The following is a 20,786-nucleotide window of genomic DNA, read 5'->3' on the forward strand; positions in this document are numbered from 1 at the left end:
CCCACCATGAAAAAAGTCCTCATCCTCGGCGTCAACGGCTTTATCGGCCATCACCTGACCCGGCGCATCATCGACACCACCGACTGGCACATCTACGGCATGGACATGAACTGCGACCGGATCCAGCCGTGGCTCGACCATCCGCGCTTCCATTTCTTCGAGGGCGATATCGGCATCAACAAGGAGTGGATCGAATACCACGTCCGCAAGTGCGATGTGGTGCTGCCGCTGGTGGCCATCGCGACCCCGGCCACCTATGTGAAGGCACCGCTGCAAGTGTTCGAGCTCGATTTCGAGGCCAATCTGCCGATCGTTCGCCAGTGCGTGAAGTACAACAAGCGCGTGGTGTTCCCGTCGACCAGCGAGGTCTACGGCATGTGCGGTGACGCAGAATTCGACCCGGAGAACTCGCCGCTGGTCTACGGCCCGATCAACAAGCCGCGCTGGATCTACGCCTGCTCGAAGCAGCTGATGGACCGGGTCATTGCCGCCTACGGCCAGCAGGAAGGGCTCGACTACACGCTGTTCCGCCCGTTCAACTGGATCGGGCCGGGCCTGGACAGCATCCATACGCCGAAGGAGGGCTCGAGCCGGGTCATTACCCAGTTCCTCGGCCATATTGTTCGTGGCGAACCGATCAAACTGGTGGATGGTGGTCAGCAGAAACGCGCGTTCACCTTTGTCGACGACGGCATCTCGGCCCTGGTCAGGATCATCGACAACCCGGCAGGCCGCGCCAGCGGGCAGATCTACAATATCGGCAACCCGACCAACAATTTCTCGGTGCGCGAACTGGCGACCATGATGCTGGAACTGGCCGCCACCTATCCGGAGTATCGCGACAACGCGGCCAGGGTCGAACTGATCGACGTCAGCTCGGGCACGTATTACGGCGATGGCTATCAGGACGTACAGAACCGGGTACCGAAGATCGAGAATACCTGTGCCGATCTGGACTGGGCACCGCGCGTCAGCATGCTCAGCGCACTGAAGAGCCTGTTCGACTTCTATCGCGACGAAGTGGCCAGCCAGCGCGACCTGGTGAGCTGAGCGATGAGCACGCTGGCGCTGAAAATCGACGTCGACACCTGGCGTGGCACGCGTGAAGGCGTGCCACGCCTGGTCGAACTGCTGCAGCGGCACCGGGCCGGCGCGACCTTCCTGTTCAGCCTCGGCCCGGACCATACCGGCCGCGCCATCCGCCGGGTGTTCCGTCCCGGCTTCCTGTCCAAGGTATCGCGCACCTCGGTGCTCGAACACTACGGGCTGCGCACACTGCTGTACGGCACCGTGCTGCCCGGCCCGGATATCGGCCGGCGCGCGGCAGCCACCCTGCGCGCCGTGCGCGATGCCGGTTTCGAGGTCGGCGTGCACTGCTGGGACCACATCCGCTGGCAGGATCATGTCGCCGGCCGTGATGCGGCCTGGACCCGGCGCGAGATGGAGCGGGCCCGCGAGCGCTTCAGCGATATCTTCGGTGAAACGCCGCGCGTTCACGGTGCCGCCGGCTGGCAGATGAACGACGCCGCCTATGCGCTGGAACGCGAGCTGGGATTCGCCTACGCATCCGATGGCCGTGGCAGCGGGCCATTCCAGCCGGTTGACGCCAATGGCCGGCCATTCGGCGTGCCGCAGTTGCCGAGTACGCTGCCGACGCTGGACGAGCTGATCGGCATGGACGGGCTGACGCCGGACAATGTGCACGCGCATCTGCTGGCGCTGACGGCCGACCCGCCAGCGCAGGGCCATGTCTATACGCTGCATGCCGAACTGGAAGGCATGAAACTGCTGCCGACCTTCGAACGCCTGCTGGACGGCTGGACGGCACAGGGCTACCAACTGGTATCGACCGGCGAACAGTTCGCCCGGCTCGACCCGTTTGCCCTGCCGCACTGCAGGGTGTCGATGGGGGAAATCCCCGGCCGCAGCGGCGTGCTGTCACTGCAGGGGGCGGCAGTCTGACACCGGCCGGGGAGCTAGTGTTCCCCGGCCGGCGCCACCCATGTCACCAGCAGCAGCGCCGCCAGCAGCGCACAGCTGCCGGAAAAGGCAAAAGCCAGCAAGGGCGAGCCCAGGGTATACAGCCAGCCGAACAGCAGGGATGCCGGCAGCAGCATGATGCCGGTCACCAGATTGAACCAGCCGAAGGCGGCCCCGCGCCCGCTGACCGGTGCCATGTCGGCCACCAGCGCCTTCTCCACGCCCTCGGTTGCGGCAATGAACAGCCCGTAACCGGCGAACAGCCCGAACAGCCAGGCGCCACTGTGCGTCGCCAGACCGAGCCCGGTGTAACACATCCCGTAGGCGGCATAACCGCAGACCAGCATGCGGATGCGGCCGACCCGGTCCGACAGCGCCGACAGCGGGGTCGAGAACAGCGTCGCCACCAGCGAGACTGCGGCCCACAGCAGCGGCACCTGCGCCTCCGGTACGCCCAGCTCCCGTGCGCGCAGCAGCAGGAACAGGTTCGACGCATTGCCCAGGGTGAACAGCGCAACCACCAGCAGGTAGCGGCGAAACGCCGGCGGCATGTCGCGCAGGCGCTGGCGACGGGCAAAGGCGGTTTTCAGCGCGCTGGCCGCATGCCGGGCGCCGATGCGCTCTGCAGTCACGACCGCCGGCTCGCGGATCGCGCACGCCAGCAGGATGCACAGCGCCGCCGGCAGGGCCGACCACAGGAACAGGTCGCGCAGCGGTACGCCGCGTGCCAGCAGCATGGCGGCCAGCAGCGGACCGATGACCGCACCGGCATTGTCCAGCGCCCGGTGCAGACCGAACACCAGCCCGCGGCGGTCGTCAGGCACGCTGGAAGCCAGCAGCGCGTCGCGCGGTGACGAGCGCAGCCCCTTGCCGACCCGGTCGCCGAAGCGGATCAGCAGCAGCCACGGCCACGAGCTCACGAAGGCGATCAGCGGCCGGCCAACGCCGGCCATGCCGTAGCCGACCAGTATCCACGGCCGCGCGCGGCGGGTGCTGTCCATGACGATGCCGGACAGCAGTTTCAGCAGGCTGGCGGTGGCTTCGGCGATGCCCTCAATCAGGCCGAGCACGCGCGGGCCGGCCATCAGCACCGATGACAGATACAGCGGCAGCAGCGGATAGAGCATCTCGCTGGCGCTGTCATTGACCAGACTGATCAGGCCGATCAGCCAGACCGTTCGCGGCAGGGCCCGCAACGCGGCGAACATATGCCGTCTCCGGTGAGGAATGGGAATGCGGGCAGTTTACCCCACAAGCATGGCCGTCTTGGCCAGCATGCCCAGCGCCACCGCCATCAGCACCAGGGCAAAACCCCGCTGGACCTGCGCCTGTGACCAGCGCCGCGACAGCCAGCGCCCGCCGAGCGCGCCGAGCGCCGTGGCAGCGGCAAAACCGAGCGTAATGCCGGCCGGCATGCTGACACCGTGTGCCAGCGCCGACAGCACGCTGCCGCTGCCGACCAGGGCGATGGTCAGCAGCGAGGTGGCAACGACCCCGTGCATGGACAGATTGGTGAACCGGCGCAATGCCGGCACGATGACAAAACCGCCGCCGACACCGAGCAGCCCGGTCAGCAGGCCGGTCAGCGCCCCGATGCTGCCGAGCAGGCCGGCGGTGGCCAGGTTCCAGTCGAAGCGCCCGGTTTCCGGATTGATCCGCGCCCAGCCCGGCGACGGGCGCTCCAGTTCATCATGGCGCCGCCACATCCGCCCCGCCGCCAGCAGCATGGCCACGGCGAACAGGCCGGTCAGCCAGACCTGTGACGCCTGATGGGCGATCCACAGCCCGAGCGACGAAAACGGCACCCCCGCCAGCGCCATCAGCAGTGACGCCCGGTAGCGTACCAGCCCGCGCCGCCAGCCCTCGAATGCGCCCACGGCGGAACTGCAGGCGACGGCGACCAGCGCGACCGGTGCCGCCTGCTGCATGCTCCAGCCAAGCCCGGCCACCAGTGCCGGCACGCCGAGAATGCCGCCGCCGGCACCGGTCAGACCAAGCACCACGCCGATCAGCACGCCCAGCAGCAGAACCATCAGCATGATCTGCCTCCGTCAGGGTGCCGGATGCCGGTGCGACCAGGCGGCAAACAGCGCCATGCCGGCCAGCATGGCCAGCGTGAACACGATGGCCTTGCCGACCCCTGCCCCGGCCAGCAGCAACGCCGGTCCCGGACACAGGCCGGCCAGGCCCCAGCCGATGCCGAACAGCAGACTGCCGAGCCACAGCCGGCGGTCGATCGCGGTCGCGGTCGGCAGCCGCATCGGCAAGCCCAGCCATGACACGGTCCGTCGGCGGGCCATGGCAAACGCCAGCAAGCCGACCACCACCGCGCCGCCCATCACCAGTCCCAGCGACGGGTCCCAGTCGCCAGCCAGGTCGAGAAAGCCCAGCACCTTGGCCGGACTGGCCATGCCGGCCACGATCAGGCCCAGGCCAAAGACCAGGCCGGACAGCGCCGCAAACAGTATGTTCATCATTGTCTGTCTCACCCCGCCAGCAAATGGCGCATTACGTACACGGTGGCAAAGCCGGTGGCCATGAAGCCCAGCGTGGCGACCAGCGAGCGCGGCGACAGCCGTGACAGGCCACACACCCCGTGCCCGCTGGTACAGCCCGAGCCGAGCCGGGTGCCGAAGCCGACCAGGACGCCGGCCACGATCAGCAGCGGCCAGCCGGCATCGATCACGGCGGACGGCAGCGGCGCGGCAATCCGGTACAGCCACGGCGCCAGCATCAGCCCGGCCAGGAAAGCCACGCGCCAGCCGGTATCACCGCGCAGCGGGCGCAGCAGGCCACCGGCAATGCCGCTGATACCGGCGATGCGACCGTTGCACAATACCAACAGCGCAGCCCCGATACCGATCAGCGCACCGCCGGCCAGGGCGGTCCACGGGGTGAAATGCAGCCAGTCAATGGTCATGGCGTGTCGTCCTTCGGGCAGTACAGCAGGTACAGTGTGCCAAGCAGTGTCAGCACCTTGTCGTCGGCAACCGAGTAGAAAATGCGCTTGCCGTCGCGGCGGGTCGTGACCAGCCCTTCGGCGCGCAGCACGCCGAGTTGTTGCGACAGGGTCGGCTGCCGGATGCCGAGCAGGCTTTCCAGTTCGCTGACCGAGCGTTCGCCCTGCGACAGCTGGCACAGCAGCAGCAGGCGATCCTCGTTGGCCAGCGTGCGCAGCACGGTAGCGGTTTCAGCGGCGGCCAGACGCATGACGCTGATGTTCAGGTCCGGATGGGGTATGTCCATCTTGCTTCCTTGATGCGGATTGCCAATATTATATTGAATGATATTATGTATATCAACATATCGTTTACCTGCCCCCGGAGCCGCCATGTCGCCCAGCATCGAAGCCCTGCATGACAGCACGACCGCCACCGTCACCTATGTCGTCTACGACGCGCCGGGCGGCTACGCGGCCATTATCGATCCGGTACTCGACTACGACCCGAAAGCCAGCCGGACCGGCACGGCCTCGGCCGAACGCGTGCTCGACTGCCTGCGCCGGCACGACTTGCGCGTCGCCTGGATCCTGGAAACCCATGCCCACGCCGACCACCTGAGCGCGGCGCAGTGGCTGAAGGCGCGGGTCGGCGGCACGGTCGCCATCGGCGAGCATATCCGCAACGTCCAGCGGACCTTCAGCGCCCTGTACCACCTTGGCGACGGGGCGCCGGCCGATGGCGCGCCGTTCGATCACCTGTTCCGGGACGGGGACACCTTCGCCATCGGCGCGCTGACGGCCTGCGCCCTGCACGTGCCGGGACACACGCCGGCCGACATCGCCTACCGGATCGGCGACGCGGTCTTTGTCGGCGATACGCTGTTCATGCCCGATGTCGGCACCGCACGTTGCGACTTTCCCGGCGGTGACGCACGCCGGCTGTACCACTCGATCCGCAGGCTGCTCGCCCTGCCCGGCGACACGCGGCTGTTCATGTGCCATGACTACCCGCCGCCGGGCCGCGCCGCCGCCTGGGAAACGACGGTGAGCGCGCAGCGCCTCGGCAATATCCATGTCCGTGACGGCATCGGCGAGGACGACTTCGTCCACATGCGCACGGCGCGCGACCGGACGCTGGACATGCCGGCGCTGATCTGGCCGTCCGTCCAGGTCAACATCCGCGCCGGCCAGTTGCCGGCGGCGGAAAGCAACGGCATGCGCTACCTGAAGATCCCGCTCGACGCGTCATAGCTCAGAGGCGGAAGAACAGCCAGGTCAGCACCAGGAACAGTGGCAGCAGGATCGCGCACGACCACAGCAGGAAGCCGAAGAAGCTCGGCATGGCGATGCCGCGCTGCTCGGCAATTGCCTTGACCATGAAGTTCGGCGCATTGCCGATATAGGTCAGCGCCCCCATGAATACGGCCCCCATCGAGATCGCCAGCAGGGTCTGCGGCAGTTGCGTCATCAGCGTGAACGCATCACCGGCGGCCAGGTTGAAGAACACCAGGTAGGTCGGCGCATTGTCGAGGAAGCCGGACAGGAAGCCGGTCATCCAGAAGTACATGGCGTTGATCGGCAGGCCGTCCTCGCCGGACACCAGGCTGACGATGGCCGCCAGATGGCCGTCACTGCCGGCGCGCAGGATGGCGATGGCCGGCGCGATGGTAATGAAGATGCCGGCGAACAGCTTGCCGACTTCCAGGATCGGGTCCCAGTTGAATTCGTTGCCGGCCCGCACCTGCTTCGGCGTCAGCAGCAGCGACAGCAGCGCCAGTCCGATCAGCAGCAGGTCGCGCACCAGGTTCTGCAGTTCCAGCGGGGTACCGAGCACATCGAAGGCGATGCCGGGTTTCCAGAAGCCGGACAGCAGCACGGCACCGATCACACCAGGCAGCAGCAACAGGTTCAGGCGGCCATACAGCTTCAGCGGCGTCGGCGGCGCGCCATCGTCCACGGCGACGCCATCGCGGCGGAAGTAATAGCTGTCGATCACGTAGAACACGGCCAGCAGCGCCAGCGACAGCAGCAGCACCGGCAGCGCCATGGCCTTGACGGTCCAGAAGAAGTCGACCCCCTTCAGGAAACCGAGGAACAGCGGCGGATCGCCCAGCGGCGTCAGGCCACCGCCGACGTTGGCGACCAGGAAAATGAAGAACACCACCACGTGCACGCTGCTGGCGCGGCCATGGTTGGCTTTCAGCACCGGCCGGATCAGCAGCATGGCCGCGCCGGTGGTGCCCATCAGCGAGGCCAGCAATGTGCCGATGGCCAGCAGCCCGGTGTTCAGCGCCGGCGTCGCACGCAGCGTGCCCCACACCAGGATGCCGCCGGACAGTGTATACAGAGAGAACAGCAGGACGATGAACGGGATGTACTCGGCCACCAGCGCATGCGCCAGCAGCGCCAGGGTGGTGGAACTGCCGAAGGTGATGGTGAACGGCAGCAGGAACAGCACGGTCCACAGGGCGGTGATCTTGCCGAAATGGTGATGCCAGATGCCCGGCGCAAAGATCGGGAACAGGGCAATCGACAGCAGGATGCCGCAGAACGGCAGGGTCCAGCCCAGACTCAGTGTGGTGCCATCGAGGTCGGCAGCACTCGCCACGCCGGGCAGCAGGAACAGAAACGGCAACAAGTGTTTCAGGATCGGCTTCATTCAGTCTCCAGCCCGGCTGGTACCGGGCATTCTGATGGGTCGAGGGAAATCGCAGGCGGAAAGCAGGCGGGAAACGCTAAAGTCGGCATAAAATATGCCGTTGAAAAAAAGCGAACGCACTGCACCATGCAGCAGCGAACAAGATAACGCCCTGTGACCACAAGACTCAAGTCGACGATCCATGCCGCCGCTCAGCCGGGTGCCGGTCGCCGGCCTGACACCGGACAAAACCATATCAAGTCATGAGTGAAGACAACAGCAACAGCAGTGGATACAACTATGCACTGGAAGTCAGGTTCGCCATCGGCGTCCAGCCGCGGGACGTCCGTATTCTCCACCGCTCGATGGCTTTCAAGTCGCATCTGGTCAGCGAATGGGCATTGATGCAGGAAGCCAAGGATTTTGCCCGCCGCCAGCTTGAGGATGAGGGTTTCCCGGCCAGCGAGGTCCGCATCCTCAATGTCACCGCCACGCTCGGCAAGAAGGTGATCGGCAACGAGAGTCGCTGAGCACCGCTTGCCGGTGCAGGCATGAAAAAACGGCGCGACAGATGTCGCGCCGTTTTTCACTTGATGACGCTCGCCAATCAGTGACCGCCGCCGATGGTTTCCAGCACGGTCCAGTTGCCGCCCTGGGCCTTGTAGACGGTGATGCCGCCTTCCTTCAGGTCGCCCTTGTCGTCATACGCCCAGGCCGACGAGGTCACGCCCGAGTAGTTGATCTTGGCCAGTTCCGGCAGGTACTTCGCCGGTTCGGCCGAGTTGGCCTTCTTCATGGCTTCGATCATTGCGCGGGTCGCGTCATAGCCGTACGGCGAGTAGGTCGCCACGTCCTGCTTGAAGCGGGCCTTGTAGCGGGTCTCGTAGTCCTTGCCCTTCGGCATCTGTTCCAGCGGCAGACCGGCCAGCGAGGCGATGGTGCCGTCGGCTTCGGCGCCAGCCAGCTTCAGGAAGGTCGGGGTCTTGGTCATTTCGCCGGAAACCAGCGGGGCCTTGATGCCCAGGCGCTTCATCTGCTTGGCCATCGGGGCCGATTGCGCATCGGCGCCACCGTAGTAGACCACGTCCGGGTTCACGCCCTTGATGGCGGTCAGGATGGCAGCGAAGTCGGTCGCCTTGTCGGTGGTGAACTCGCGCTTGAGGATTTCACCGCCGGCAGCCTTGGCCGCCTTCTCGAACTCGTCGGCCAGACCCTGGCCGTAAGCGGTGCGGTCGTCGATGACGACGATCTTCTTGCCGAGTTTTTCCACGACCCACTTGCCCATCACGCCACCCTGCTGGGTGTCGGACGTCATCGAACGGAAGGTGGTCTTGAAGCCCTGCTGGGTGTAGTTCGGTGCGGTCGCCATGGCGATGTTCGGAATGCCGGCATCGTCATAGATCTTCGACGCCGGGATCGCGGTGCCGGAGTTGAAGTGGCCGATCAGGCCGCTGATCTTCATGTCGGCGAACTTTTGCGCGATCTGCGTCGCGGTCTTCGGGTCGGCCTGGTCATCTTCAGCCACCAGTTCGAACGTCACCGGCTTGCCGTCGAGGGTCGGCTTTTCCGCGTTGGCATCTTCGATGGCCAGCGTGACGCCGTTCTTGTATTCCTCGCCGTAGTGGGCTTGCGGGCCGGTCAGCGGGGCGACGAAACCGATCTTCACCACGCTGGCGCCAGCGGCGGCAGCAGGTTGATCGGCAGCCGGCGCGGCCGCTTCATCCTTCTTGCCGCAGGCCACCAGGGCCAGGGCAGCTGCAACAGCAGCGGTAATCGTCAGCAGTTTGGTCTTGTTCATAGTCTTCCTCTCTACTTTGCAGGGCGAGCCCAAGAAAATATACGCCGTTTTGCCCGAGTGTCAGGCAAAGATGCCGTGCGGCATTCTAGCGAATTGTCATTGACCAAGGTATAGCCCTGGTTCTTCTTTTTTCGGGGTCGTGTTTTCGAGGGAGCGAGGGGCAAAGCCCCCCGCTCTCTCAGGCATCAGTCACCGATGCTCATCAGGCTGGCGTTGCCGCCGGCCGCCGTCGTGTTGATGCTGACGGCACGTTCGTGGACCAGGCGGAACACGTCGTAGCGGCCGTTGTCCCGCACCCGGTTCAGGCCGACGATTTCGCCGTCGCGACCGGCCAGTGCCGGCCGCAGCGAGGCGGCGACCTCGTCGTCATCGTACAGCGCAGCCTGTACCGGCGCCCGTTCGATACTGTCGGCCACGGCGATCTGCAGACCGGCCGGCAGGCGTGCAGCCAGCCCGGCGGCAGCCGATCCGGCCAGCACATAGGCCATGTTGCCGGTAGCAAAGACCGCGACCAGCTGGCGGGCCAGTCCCGGCAGCGTCGTCGCCAGGCACAGCACATTGCCGCGCGGCACGAAGCGCAGGCGGTTGATTTCGCCGGTCGGGCCGGCAAACTCCATCGGCGTCAGCAGCGGCGAATGCTTGCGTTCATGACCGATCAGGCGGCTGATCGCCTCGCGATCGGCCTCGTCCAGTCCCAGCGTCGGCAGCAGGCCGGCCAGCGTTTCCAGCAGGGTCAGCCCGGCATCGCCGGCGGCAGTCCCCACCTTCGGCCGCTTGCCGGTCTCGCACAGGCGGTACAGATAGCACGGGCCGCCGGCTTTCGGACCGGTACCGGACAGACCCTCGCCACCGAACGGCTGCACGCCGACCACGGCACCGACAATATTGCGGTTCACGTACAGGTTGCCGACATGGGCCGTCTCGGCGATCAGGTCGATGGTTTCGTCGATGCGGCTGTGCACGCCCATGGTCAGGCCGTAGCCGGCGGCATTGATGTCGCGGATGACCTGGGCCATTTCGGCAGCGTGGTAGCGGACGATGTGCAGCACCGGGCCGAACACTTCGCGCTGCAGCTCGCCGATGGAACCGATCTCGCAGACGAACGGGGCGACGAAGGTACCGGTCGCCGGCACGTCCAGCGTGTGGAACCACCGGGCTTCGCGCTTCATCCGCTCGATATGTGCCAGCAGATTGCGCTGTGCCTCACCGTCGATGACCGGACCGACGTCGGTCGACAGCACGCGCGGATCGCCGACCACCAGTTCGTCCATCGCGCCACGGATCATGGCGATGACCTTGTCGGCCACGTCATGCTGCACATACAGCACGCGCAGCGCCGAGCAGCGCTGGCCGGCCGAGTCGAACGCACTGACCAGCACGTCGCCCACCACCTGTTCGGCCAGGGCCGAGCTGTCGACGATCATGGCGTTCATGCCGCCGGTTTCGGCGATCAGCGGGATGTCGCCGCCCCGGCGGGCCAGCGTACGGTTGATGATATGGGCGACATCGGTCGAACCGGTAAACAGCACGCCCTTGACGCGGCTGTCGGCGGTCAGGGCGGCACCGACGGTTTCGCCGCGGCCCGGCAGCAGTTGCAGCGCATCGCGCGGCACGCCGGCCTCGTGCAGCAGGCGCACGGCAAAGGCGGCGATCAGTGCGGTCTGCTCGGCCGGCTTGGCCAGTACCGGGTTGCCGGCAGCCAGGGCCGACACCACTTCGCCGCAGAAGATCGCCAGCGGGAAGTTCCACGGGCTGATCGCCACCACCGGCCCCAGCGGGCGATGGGTGTCATTGCTGAACTCGTTGCGGGCCTGCTGCGCGTAGTAGCGGCAGAAATCGACCGCCTCGCGCACTTCGGCAATCGCATTGGACAGGGTCTTGCCCGCCTCGCGCACGGCCAGCGCCATCAGCGCCGGCATGTTTTCTTCCATCAGGTCGGCGAAGCGCTCCAGGCAATCGGCGCGTTCGGCCGGCAGGCGATGCGGCCAGTCGGCCGCTGCGGCGGCCTCGAGGGCGACCGGCACGTCCTGCAGCCCGGCTTCGACCACGCTGCCGACGATATCGGCCGGATCGGCCGGGTTGCGCACCTCGGTGCGGAGCTCGCCGCTGTGGCTGCCGCCGGCCAGCAGCGGTTCGGCCAGCCACTGGCGGGCGCAGGCGTCATCCAGTCCGAGCTGCAGCGCGGCCAGCGTCTGCTCGTGGCTCAGATCGAGGCCGGACGAGTTGCGACGTCCGGCACCGTACAGGTCACGCGGCAACGGAATGCGGGCATGCGGCTCGCCACCGATGCGCGCCGCTTCGGCCACCGGATCGGCCACCAGCTCGTCGATGGACACCGCCTCGTCGACGATGCGGTTGACAAAGGAACTGTTGGCACCGTTTTCCAGCAGCCGGCGCACCAGATAGGCCAGCAGCGTTTCATGCGAGCCGACCGGCGCGTAGATGCGGCAGGCGCGGCCGAGCTTGTCGCCGCCGACCACCTGGTCGTACAGCGTTTCGCCCATGCCGTGCAGGCACTGGAATTCGAACTGCTTGCCTTCGCCAAGGTGATAAACCGCCGCCAGCGTAAAGGCGTTGTGGCTGGCGAACTGCGGGAAGATGCAGTCCTGCGCGGCCAGCAGGCGCTTGGCGCAGGCAAGGTAGGACACGTCGGTGTAGACCTTGCGGGTATAGACCGGATAGCCGGACTGGCCATCGACCTGGGCGCGCTTGATTTCGGCATCCCAGTACGCGCCCTTGACCAGCCGGACCATGAAGCGACGACCGGCGCGGCGGGCGAGGTCGATCAGGTAGTCGATGATGAACGGACAGCGCTTCTGGTAGGCCTGCACCACGATGCCGATGCCGTCCCAGCCGGCCAGGTCGGCGTCGAACGCCAGTTTTTCGACCAGATCGAGCGACAGCTCCATCCGGTCCGCTTCCTCGGCGTCGATGTTGATGCCGATATCGTAGCGCCTGGCCAGCAGCATCAGCTGTTTCAGGCGTTCGTACAGTTCGCTCATCACCCGGTCGCGCTGGGCGCGGCTGTAGCGCGGGTGGATGGCGGACAGTTTTACCGAAATGCCCGGGCCCTCGATGATGCCGCGGCCATTGGACGCCTTGCCGATGGCGTGGATCGCCATCACGTAGTCATCCATATAGCGCTGGGCATCGGCTTCGGTCATCGCCGCTTCGCCGAGCATGTCGTAGCTGAAGCGATAGCCGCGCGATTCGCGCTCGCGACCATTGGCCAGCGCCTCGTCGATGGTTTCGCCGGTCACGAACTGCTTGCCGAGCATGCGCATCGCCATGTCGACGCCCTTGCGGATCAGCGGTTCGCCGCCCTTGGCGATCAGCTTGGTCAGCGCGTTCGACAGCCCGGCCTCGTTATGGGTGTTGACCAGCTTGCCGGTGATCACCAGCCCCCACGCTGCGGCATTGACGAACAGCGAGCGGCTGTTGCCGATATGGCTCGACCAGTCGCCACGGGCGATCTTGTCGCGGATCAGCTTGTCGGCGGTCGCCCGGTCGGGAATCCGCAGCAGCGCTTCGGCCAGACACATCAGCGCAATGCCTTCGTGGCTCGACAGCGAGAATTCGTGCATCAGCGCGTCGACACCGCTGGCCCGCGTACGCTTTTCCCGTACCTCGGTCACCAGCTTGCGTGCCAGCGACTGGACGCTCGCCAGCGTATCGGCACCCAGCGCCGCCTGCGGCAGCAGTGCCGATACGCACTCCTTTTCGTCGCGGCGCAAGGCGGCGGTAATCACGTCCATCAGCGGGCCCTGAGGGCGGGACAGCGTGGCGAAAGTCATTGCAGCTTCTCCTGATTTGCAGTTCTTCTACGTCTGTTGGTCTGTCCGACACGCGGTTTGCCAGATACTTGTAGCGCGCCAGTATTGGCTGCAATATTATGACAATGCATAGAAAACTACATTCTGATTACACGTGACATCACAGAGTTTTGCTTGCCAAAAATACAAAAACACAGCATAAACCACGACAGTCGCAGCAAAACAACAAAACATAAATACCAGCCAGCCCGACACGCTGAGCAGGTAACAAAATACAGATCATTCATCTACAAAAACGGAGAAACAGAGGATGAAAAGAAGCAAGCCAAGGAAGACGCTTGACCTCATCGACCGGAAAATCCTCGCGCTTTTGCAGGACAACGCCAAGATATCGAACGTTGATCTGGCCGAACAGGTCCACCTGTCGCCCACTCCCTGTCTGGAGCGGGTAAAACGTCTGGAATCAGATGGTTATATCCGCAAGTACGCCGCTCACCTGAATCCGCAGGTGCTGGACGCCGGCATGCTGGTCTATCTCGAAGTCAGCCTGCAGAACACGACCAGTGAAATCCTCGAAGAGTTCAACAGCGCGGTGCAGGGCATCCCGCAGATCCTCGAGTGCCACATGGTTGCCGGCGGCTTCGACTACCTGCTGAAGATCCGCGTGCGCGACATCCACGAGTTCCGCGACATGCTGGGCGAAATGCTGTCCCACCTGCCCTACGTAAGGGAAACCCATACCTACGTGGTGATGGAAGAGGTCAAGGAGTCGTCGCAGATTCCGCTGCGCCCCTGAGCAGGACCGGCAACAGCGGCTATAACGAGGCGGACGGGCGCGATACCGCACATGCGATTGTCCTCGACTTGATGTCGATCAAGACGACGGGATGGGCGCTGTATTCGAATGCCCCTCTTGCCGTCCGGTTTTGCCGGCCCCGGCCTGATTCATTCATCATGCACAGGAGATCTTCATGATCCGCAAACTCCTCGTTACCGCCCTGCTCTGCGCCGCCGCCACCCCGGTGCTCGCTGCCGCCCAGTGTTCGGTCGATATCGAAGCCAACGACGCGATGCAGTTCAACAAGAAAAGCATCGATGTCAGCAAGAGTTGCAAACAGTTCACCGTCAACCTGAAGCATGTCGGCAAGATGCCGAAGACCGCCATGGGTCACAACTGGGTGCTGACGGCCAAGGCCGACGAGCAGGCCGTGATCAGCGACGGCTCCAAGGCCGGCCCGGCAGCCGACTACATCAAGGCCGGCGACGCCCGCGTCATCGCCCACACCAAGCTGATCGGCGGCGGCGAATCCGCCACGGCCACCATCCCGGTCGCCAAGCTCAAGGCCGGCACCGACTACGTGTTCTTCTGCTCGTTCCCGGGCCACGCCGCCATCATGAAGGGCACGCTGAAGCTCAACTGAGCCAGCGCATCGTCAGGAACCCCCAGGCAGCAGACCTTCCCGGTCTGCTGCTTTTTCATGCCCTGCCGCCGGTCGAAGCGGTTGGGCCGCGCGAACATCAGGAGTAACATCACGTTCGCGCATCCCCATACATAATCGGGCGTGCTGCGCGCGCGGGTCGAGCGCGCGCAACCCCGGACTGCTCACCCCCATCCAGAAGCAAACAAAGGAAAGAGAAAGTGGAACTCTCGCACCGCGTGAACGCCATCAAGGAATCGCCGACGCTCGCCATCAACGCCAAGGCGCAGAAACTGAAGGCGGACGGCCGCGACGTCGTCATTCTGGCCGCCGGCGAACCCGATTTCGATACCCCGGACCACATCAAGGCCGCCGCGATCGAAGCGATCAACAAGGGCTTCACCAAGTACACGCCGGTTTCCGGTACCCCGGGTCTGAAAAAGGCCGTGGCCGCCAAGTTCAAGCGCGACAACGGGCTCGACTACGCCGTCAACCAGATCCTGGTGTCGGTCGGTGGCAAGCAGAGCTTCTACAATCTGTGCCAGGCCTACATCAACGACGGCGATGAAGTGATCATCCCGGCGCCGTACTGGGTGTCCTACCCGGACATGACCCTGCTCGCCGGTGGCGTGCCGGTCATCGTCGAATGCGGCATCGAGCAGGGCTTCAAGCTGACCGCCGCCCAGCTGGAAGCGGCCATTACGCCGAAAACCCGCCTGCTGGTGATCAACAGCCCGTCCAACCCGACCGGCGCCGTCTACACGCTGGACGAGCTGAAGGCACTGGGCGACGTGGTCCGCAAGCACCCGAACGTGCTGGTCGCCTCCGACGACATGTACGAACACGTGATGCTCGGCGACACCCGCTTCCACACGCTGCTGAACGCCTGCCCGGACCTGAAGGAACAGGTCATCGTGCTGAACGGCGTGTCCAAGGCCTACTCGATGACCGGCTGGCGCATCGGCTACGCCGCCGGCCCGCAGAAGCTGATCAAGGCGATGGAAAACATCCAGTCGCAAAGCACGTCCAACCCGACGTCGATCTCGCAGGTGGCCGCTGAAGCCGCGCTGAACGGCGATCAGGGCTGCATTGCGCCGATGCTGAAGGCCTTCAACGAACGTCACCAGTACGTGGTCGACTACTTCAACCGCATGCGCGGTCTGAAGTGCCTGCGTGCCGGTGGTGCGTTCTATGCCTTCGTCGACGCCCGCGAAGCAATCCGCGTGCTGGCCGCCGAAGGCAAGCTGGCCGAACAGACCGACATGGCGCTGGCCGCCTACCTGCTGGAAACGCAGGATGTCGCCGTGGTGCCGGGCTCGGCCTTCGGCGCGGAAGGTTACTTCCGCATCTCGTTCGCCACCAGCATGCAGAACCTGGAAAAGGCCCTGGGCCGGATCGAAAAGGCACTTGCTGCCTGAGCGGTTTGTCCGCCGTCGATCAGAAAGGACCCCGAGGGGTCCTTTTTTTCGCCTGCCGTCCATGCGACGTCCGGCCGCCCGGTTTGGCGGCGGCCCGTCGCTTTTTTTCCGATAACAAGAATGCCATGACAAGAAAACTGCATGTATCCGACGACGCCGACAGCGTCGCCTGCGCCGCGGCCGAGGCGCTGATCGTCCATCTCGGCCATGCCATCCGCACCCATGGCCGCGCGCTGCTGGCGCTGGCCGGCGGCCGCACGCCGGAGGCGCTGTACCGGTGGCTGGCGGCGCCGGCCCAGTCTGCGCGCATCGACTGGCCACACGTGGTCCTGATTGTCGGTGACGAGCGCTGCGTGCCCGTCGACCACCCGGACAGCAACGAATGCATGATTCGTCATCACCTGCTCGACCGTCTGCCGACGGCACCGGCCGCGCTGCTCGGCTGGCACTACCACGGCGACCCGCAGGCAGCCGTGAACGCGTTCAGCCATGCCTTTGCCGCGCTGGACGGCGGTGTCGCGCCGCGACTCGACATCGCCCTGCTCGGACTGGGCCGTGACGGCCACACCGCATCGCTGTTCCCGCAGCAACCCTGCCCGCCCGGTATCGCCGCCGTGACGCATGCACCGGACGGCCAGCCGCGCATGACGCTCGGCCACGAGACCCTGGCCGCCGCCCGCGCCCGGCTGTTCCTTGCCTGCGGCCGCGACAAGGCACACGCACTCGGCCTGGTCTGGCAGGGCACCGACCTGCCGGCCACCGCGCTGGCCAATGCCGAGTGGTTTGTCGACGAGGCCGCCGCCATTCACGCCGATGACGAGATGTAGGGCAACCGCAACAGGCGGCACCCGGAATGGCAAATATGGCCATATATGGCTATATTCGGATCAGGCAGGATTCACAGGGCAAAGACCATGAGCACCACTGCACTCGCTGAAGCCAAGAATCATCTCTCCAGGCTGGTGGATGAGGCGGTTGCCGGCCGGGAAGTCATCATTTCCCGCCATGGACGCCCGGTAGCCAGGCTGGTCGCGATAGATCATTGCACGGTGCCGCGTTTCGGTGCGCTCAAGGGCCGGCTCGATATCCCGGACGACTTCGACCAGCCACTGAGCGACGCGGAACTGGCCCTGTTTACCGGCACTGACTGATGCACCTTCTGCTGGATACGCACATTCTGCTGTGGGCCCTGGCAGATGATGACAGGCTGTCCCCGAGAGCACGGCGCGTCATTCAGGAAGCCAGTGACATTCATGTCAGTGCCGCAAGCTACTGGGAACTCGCCATCAAGATCGGACAAGGCAGGCTGCGGGCAGACCTGGCGGAAATTCGTCTTGCTGCCGGGCAAAGCGGCTTTGCCGAGATCGCCGTCAGTGGCGGGCACGCCCAGGCGACCCTGCATCTGGCAAACCACCACAAAGACCCGTTCGATCGCCTGATTGTGGCGACAGCCATGACCGAACCCATGCGACTGCTGACGGCAGACAGTCTGGTCGCGCAGTACACGGAACTGGCTCTGCTCTGCCCGTAGCAGCGACTCACTTTCCCGGACCGGCCGTCCGGTGCCAGCCGCCATTGCGCTGGATAAAACGGTTGGCCTCCTCCGGCCCCCAGCTGCCTGCCGCATACGGATAGACCGGACCGTGATCGGCCAGCACCGGGTCGACGATGCGCCAGGCCGCGTCCACCTCGTCCTCACGGGCAAACAGCCCGCCGTCGCCGCGCACCGCATCCAGCAGCAGCCGCTCGTACGGGCCGGCCGCGCCGCTGCTCTGGTGGGTGGCAAACAGCTCGGTGGTCTCGCCCATCAGCGTGTCGCCACTGGCCTTGACCTGCACCCCCATCGCAATCACCACTTCCGGGCTGAGCCGGAAGCGCAGGTAATTGCCGTGCCCCGGGTGGTGCTCGCCGAATACCGCCTGCGGCGGGCCGCGAAACTCGACCAGCACCTCGGTCGCCGACAGCGGCAGCTGCTTGCCGGCGCGCAGATAGAACGGCACGCCGGCCCAGCGCCAGTTGGCAATCGACAGCCGGACGGCGGCAAAGGTTTCGACCCGGGAATCTGCGGCAACACCGGCTTCCTGCCGGTAGCCGAGATACTGGCCGCGCACCACGTTGCGGCTGTCCAGCGGCTCGATGGCACGCAGCAGGCGGGCTTTTTCGTCGCGGATGGCCTCGTCGTCGCTGCCGGTCGGCGGCTCCATGGCCAGGCAGGCCAGCACCTGCAGCAGGTGATTCTGGATCACGTCCCGAATGGCGCCGGCCTCCTCGTAGAAATGCCCGCGGCTGCCGACGCCAAAATTTTCCGCCAGTGTGATCTGCACATTGTCGATGTAGATCCGGTTCCAGACCGGTTCCAGAAAGCTGTTGGCAAAGCGGAAATACAGCAGGTTCTGCACCGCTTCCTTGCCGAGGTAGTGGTCGATGCGGAACACCTCGCGCTCGCGGAACACGCCATGCAGCACCCGGTTCAGCGCCCGCGCCCCGGCCAGGTCGCGCCCGAACGGTTTTTCCACCACGATGCGCGCGCCACGGGCCGCACCGGACTGCTCCAGCCCCTTGATCACCGCCGGGAACAGCGAGGGCGGAATGGCCAGGTAGTGCAGCGGGTGCGCACTGCGCGCCAGGGCGATCCGCAGTCGCTCATAGGTCGCCGGGTCACCGTAGTCGCCGGCGACGAAGTCCAGCCGGGCTTCCAGCCGCGCCAGCGCGGCAGCATCGGCACCCGGGTCGGCCGCCAGCGCCGCCTCGCGCACCCGGCGGGCGAATGCCTGCCGGTCCAGTGCGGTCCGGGCCACCCCTATCACCGGCAAGTCGATCTGGCGGCGAGCGAACAGCACCTGCAGCGCCGGAAAAATCTTGCGGAAGGCCAGGTCGCCGCTGGCCCCGAAAATCACCAGCGCGTCGGCGGCGGCGGACTTCATTTCTCCGGCACCGGGCCCGGGCCGGCAACGTGGCCGCCGAACTGGTAACGCAGCGCCGACAGCAACCGGCGGCCGAAGGCGTCCCGGTCACGCGAGCTGAAACGCTGGTACAGCGCCGCGGTCAGCACCGGGCTTGGCACGCCTTCGTCCAGGGCGGCACGCACCGTCCAGCGACCGGCACCGGAATCGGGCACCTGCTCGCTGAAGTCCGCCAGATCGCCATCCAGCAGCAGCGACATGGCCGACAAGTCCAGCAACCATGACGAAATCACGCTGCCGTGACGCCAGACTTCGGCAATATCGGCCAGATTGAAGTCATAGGCATAGTGCGCCGGGTCGATGCCGGGCCCCACCGTCTCGCGGCGGGCAAAACCGGCGCCACGCAGGATGTCGAAGCCCTCGGCCAGCGCCGCCATCACCCCGTATTCGATACCGTTGTGCACCATTTTCACGAAGTGGCCGGCTCCGGCCGGCCCGCAGTGCAGGAACCCGCGCTCGGCCCCCGCCGCGCCACTGTCATCGCCACTCGCCGGCGCCAGCGTCATGAACAGCGGTTCGAGCCGCTGCACGACCGCCTGCTCGCCACCGATCATCAGGCAATAGCCTCGCTCGCGGCCCCATACCCCGCCGCTGACCCCCACGTCGACAAAGGACAGACCGAGCAGGCCGAGGGTGCGGGCCCGCCGGATCGAATCCTGATAGAAGGTATTGCCGCCGTCGATCACGCAGTCGCCGGCACTCAGGAGCGGCGCCAGGGTGGACAGCGTATTGCTGATCTGGCTGGTCGGCAGCATCAGCCAGATCACGCGTGGCGCGACCAGTGCATGCACGAGCGCTTCCAGCGACGCGGCAGCCTTGCCACCATGGGACTGCAATACGCTCACTGCCTGCGGATCGGCGTCATACCCGGTAATCCGGTGGCCGCCATGCAGCAACCGCCGACTCATGTTTGCGCCCATCCGGCCAAGTCCGACCATGCCGATATCCATCTCCATCCCCTTGCTGCCGTGCGGCGTGCCCGATTGTCGTTATAGCAAGGCATGCAGGGAGCGCGGCGGGATCAAGGCAAAAGGTGATGTCAGAACGAAATCAGCAGGTCTTCGGTCACGGCAATATGACAGGCCAGGCGCGGCAGGTCCGGCGAGTCAATGAAGTCATCGTCAGCCAGTGCCGTCTTTGGCAGGTAGCCCTGACGGATCATGACGTTGCGTTCCTTGCGCCCGAGCCGGAACGGCACCGGCTGGCCGGCGTGCGACACCCGCACCAGGCAGGCACCGCAAGTGCCGTGACCACAGCGCCACCACAGCGGCAGTTCGGCGCGCCGGACCACCTCGAGCAGCAGCTCGCCGGCCGCGGCCTCGACGCTGACCGGCGCCGGCAGGCGGTCGGAAACAAAGGTCACGGTCGGCATGGCGGCGGCGCGTTCATTCCTTCAGGACGGTATCGCGGCCATCGCGCACGCTGACATGGACCGGGACCCCGGCCGAGATGCTCTGCGAGACGGTGCAGAACGGCTCGAACTGGCCGAGGATGCGGTCGAGATGCTCGATTTCGGCCGCCTCCTTGCCCAGGCGCAGCACGACGTCGATCGACAGCACCCGCATCCGGCCTTCGGCATTGCGACCGACTTCGCAGCGGGCTTCGGCCGTCAGGCGACCCGCGTCCTGCTTGTACTTGGACAGGGAGAACAGGAAGCTGGCCAGCAGACAGTTGGCCGCGGCCGCCACCAGCAGGTGGGCCGGCGACGGACCGCTGTCCTCGCCCAGCGGCGGCGGTTCATCCGCCAGCAGCGTCGGCATGGCCGCACCGAAGTCGATCAGAAACTGGTAGCCCTGCTGCTGGGTCAAGGTGACGTGCACGATATCGCTCATGGTGGAGTCCTGCATGGTCAAAGGG

22 protein-coding genes are annotated in these 20,786 nt (G+C 65.6%); 10 read left to right on the forward strand and 12 right to left on the reverse strand.

Features of this window, described 5'->3' with window-relative positions; genetic code table 11:
* Window positions 1-6 precede the first annotated feature (6 nt).
* Window positions 7-1,050: a bifunctional UDP-4-keto-pentose/UDP-xylose synthase gene (locus Q352_RS0107510; protein ID WP_028498820.1), complete on the forward strand. Its 1,044-nt coding sequence runs from the start codon at window positions 7-9 to the stop codon at window positions 1,048-1,050.
* A gap of 3 nt (window positions 1,051-1,053) precedes the next feature.
* Window positions 1,054-1,962, forward strand: coding sequence for a polysaccharide deacetylase family protein (locus tag Q352_RS0107515; protein ID WP_028498821.1), 909 nt, complete (start codon window positions 1,054-1,056; stop codon window positions 1,960-1,962).
* A 14-nt stretch (window positions 1,963-1,976) separates the two neighbouring features.
* On the opposite strand, the gene Q352_RS0107520 is transcribed toward Q352_RS0107515, so the two are convergent.
* From Q352_RS0107520 to Q352_RS0107540, 5 genes are read right to left on the reverse strand one after another with little or no spacing between them, the layout of a single operon-like run.
* On the reverse strand, window positions 1,977-3,188 hold the full coding sequence (locus tag Q352_RS0107520; RefSeq protein WP_028498822.1) for an MFS transporter: 1,212 nt from the start codon (window positions 3,186-3,188) through the stop codon (window positions 1,977-1,979).
* 36 nt (window positions 3,189-3,224) lie between these two features.
* Entirely contained in the window at window positions 3,225-4,019 is a 795-nt protein-coding gene (locus Q352_RS0107525; protein ID WP_028498823.1) for a sulfite exporter TauE/SafE family protein, read from the reverse strand.
* Between the two features lie 12 nt (window positions 4,020-4,031).
* The gene (locus tag Q352_RS0107530; protein ID WP_308417832.1) at window positions 4,032-4,457 is read right to left on the reverse strand and encodes a DUF6691 family protein; all 426 of its coding nucleotides are present in this window, start codon (window positions 4,455-4,457) and stop codon (window positions 4,032-4,034) included.
* 8 nt (window positions 4,458-4,465) lie between these two features.
* Window positions 4,466-4,900, reverse strand: a complete 435-nt coding sequence (locus Q352_RS0107535) for a YeeE/YedE family protein (protein ID WP_028498825.1) — start codon at window positions 4,898-4,900, stop codon at window positions 4,466-4,468.
* Complete coding sequence (locus Q352_RS0107540) at window positions 4,897-5,190, reverse strand: ArsR/SmtB family transcription factor (protein WP_084299967.1); 294 nt, start codon at window positions 5,188-5,190, stop codon at window positions 4,897-4,899. The genes Q352_RS0107535 and Q352_RS0107540 overlap by 4 nt, the downstream gene beginning before the upstream one ends.
* A 121-nt stretch (window positions 5,191-5,311) precedes the next feature.
* Here Q352_RS0107540 and Q352_RS0107545 point away from each other — a divergent pair, with 121 nt between their 5' ends.
* On the forward strand, window positions 5,312-6,172 hold the full coding sequence (locus Q352_RS0107545; RefSeq protein ID WP_028498827.1) for an MBL fold metallo-hydrolase: 861 nt from the start codon (window positions 5,312-5,314) through the stop codon (window positions 6,170-6,172).
* Window position 6,173: 1 nt separating this feature from the next.
* Here the strand turns inward: Q352_RS0107545 and Q352_RS0107550 are convergent, their stop codons facing one another.
* Entirely contained in the window at window positions 6,174-7,580 is a 1,407-nt protein-coding gene (locus Q352_RS0107550; RefSeq protein ID WP_028498828.1) for a sodium:proton antiporter, read from the reverse strand.
* Between the two features lie 242 nt (window positions 7,581-7,822).
* Here Q352_RS0107550 and Q352_RS0107555 point away from each other — a divergent pair, with 242 nt between their 5' ends.
* Window positions 7,823-8,089 (forward strand): hypothetical protein, encoded by a 267-nt coding sequence (locus Q352_RS0107555; protein ID WP_028498829.1) that lies wholly within the window; start codon window positions 7,823-7,825, stop codon window positions 8,087-8,089.
* A gap of 77 nt (window positions 8,090-8,166) precedes the next feature.
* On the opposite strand, the gene Q352_RS0107560 is transcribed toward Q352_RS0107555, so the two are convergent.
* A complete protein-coding gene (locus Q352_RS0107560) occupies window positions 8,167-9,357 on the reverse strand; it encodes a branched-chain amino acid ABC transporter substrate-binding protein (protein WP_028498830.1) in 1,191 nt (396 codons plus the stop codon).
* 185 nt (window positions 9,358-9,542) lie between these two features.
* Window positions 9,543-13,151, reverse strand: coding sequence for a trifunctional transcriptional regulator/proline dehydrogenase/L-glutamate gamma-semialdehyde dehydrogenase (gene putA / locus Q352_RS0107565; protein WP_028498831.1), 3,609 nt, complete (start codon window positions 13,149-13,151; stop codon window positions 9,543-9,545).
* 289 nt (window positions 13,152-13,440) lie between these two features.
* Between putA and Q352_RS0107570 the strand changes: the two genes are divergently transcribed.
* The 6 genes from Q352_RS0107570 (at window position 13,441) to Q352_RS0107595 (ending at window position 17,497) form a co-directional block, all read left to right on the forward strand.
* The gene (locus Q352_RS0107570) at window positions 13,441-13,926 is read left to right on the forward strand and encodes an Lrp/AsnC ligand binding domain-containing protein (RefSeq protein ID WP_028498832.1); all 486 of its coding nucleotides are present in this window, start codon (window positions 13,441-13,443) and stop codon (window positions 13,924-13,926) included.
* Between the two features lie 175 nt (window positions 13,927-14,101).
* Window positions 14,102-14,551, forward strand: coding sequence for an azurin (gene azu, locus Q352_RS0107575; RefSeq protein WP_028498833.1), 450 nt, complete (start codon window positions 14,102-14,104; stop codon window positions 14,549-14,551).
* A 218-nt stretch (window positions 14,552-14,769) separates the two neighbouring features.
* Entirely contained in the window at window positions 14,770-15,966 is a 1,197-nt protein-coding gene (locus Q352_RS0107580; protein WP_028498834.1) for a pyridoxal phosphate-dependent aminotransferase, read from the forward strand.
* 125 nt (window positions 15,967-16,091) lie between these two features.
* The gene (gene pgl / locus Q352_RS20190; protein WP_156952488.1) at window positions 16,092-16,793 is read left to right on the forward strand and encodes a 6-phosphogluconolactonase; all 702 of its coding nucleotides are present in this window, start codon (window positions 16,092-16,094) and stop codon (window positions 16,791-16,793) included.
* An 87-nt stretch (window positions 16,794-16,880) separates the two neighbouring features.
* Window positions 16,881-17,117 (forward strand): type II toxin-antitoxin system Phd/YefM family antitoxin, encoded by a 237-nt coding sequence (locus tag Q352_RS0107590; protein WP_028498835.1) that lies wholly within the window; start codon window positions 16,881-16,883, stop codon window positions 17,115-17,117.
* The gene (locus Q352_RS0107595) at window positions 17,117-17,497 is read left to right on the forward strand and encodes a type II toxin-antitoxin system VapC family toxin (protein WP_028498836.1); all 381 of its coding nucleotides are present in this window, start codon (window positions 17,117-17,119) and stop codon (window positions 17,495-17,497) included. The genes Q352_RS0107590 and Q352_RS0107595 overlap by 1 nt, the downstream gene beginning before the upstream one ends.
* 7 nt (window positions 17,498-17,504) lie before the next feature.
* Here the strand turns inward: Q352_RS0107595 and zwf are convergent, their stop codons facing one another.
* The 4 genes from zwf to Q352_RS0107615 all read right to left on the reverse strand — a co-directional run bounded on the left by zwf (window position 17,505) and on the right by Q352_RS0107615 (window position 20,761).
* Complete coding sequence (gene zwf / locus Q352_RS0107600) at window positions 17,505-18,890, reverse strand: glucose-6-phosphate dehydrogenase (protein ID WP_028498837.1); 1,386 nt, start codon at window positions 18,888-18,890, stop codon at window positions 17,505-17,507.
* Window positions 18,887-19,867, reverse strand: a complete 981-nt coding sequence (gene gnd / locus Q352_RS0107605; protein ID WP_244879563.1) for a phosphogluconate dehydrogenase (NAD(+)-dependent, decarboxylating) — start codon at window positions 19,865-19,867, stop codon at window positions 18,887-18,889. Before gnd ends, zwf begins: the two co-directional genes overlap by 4 nt.
* A 101-nt stretch (window positions 19,868-19,968) precedes the next feature.
* Window positions 19,969-20,301, reverse strand: coding sequence for a 2Fe-2S iron-sulfur cluster-binding protein (locus tag Q352_RS0107610; protein ID WP_028498839.1), 333 nt, complete (start codon window positions 20,299-20,301; stop codon window positions 19,969-19,971).
* Between the two features lie 13 nt (window positions 20,302-20,314).
* Window positions 20,315-20,761 (reverse strand): OsmC family protein, encoded by a 447-nt coding sequence (locus Q352_RS0107615; protein ID WP_028498840.1) that lies wholly within the window; start codon window positions 20,759-20,761, stop codon window positions 20,315-20,317.
* Window positions 20,762-20,786: the final 25 nt, after the last annotated feature.

The organism is Microvirgula aerodenitrificans DSM 15089 (genome assembly GCF_000620105.1).
GTDB lineage: Bacteria > Pseudomonadota > Gammaproteobacteria > Burkholderiales > Aquaspirillaceae > Microvirgula > Microvirgula aerodenitrificans.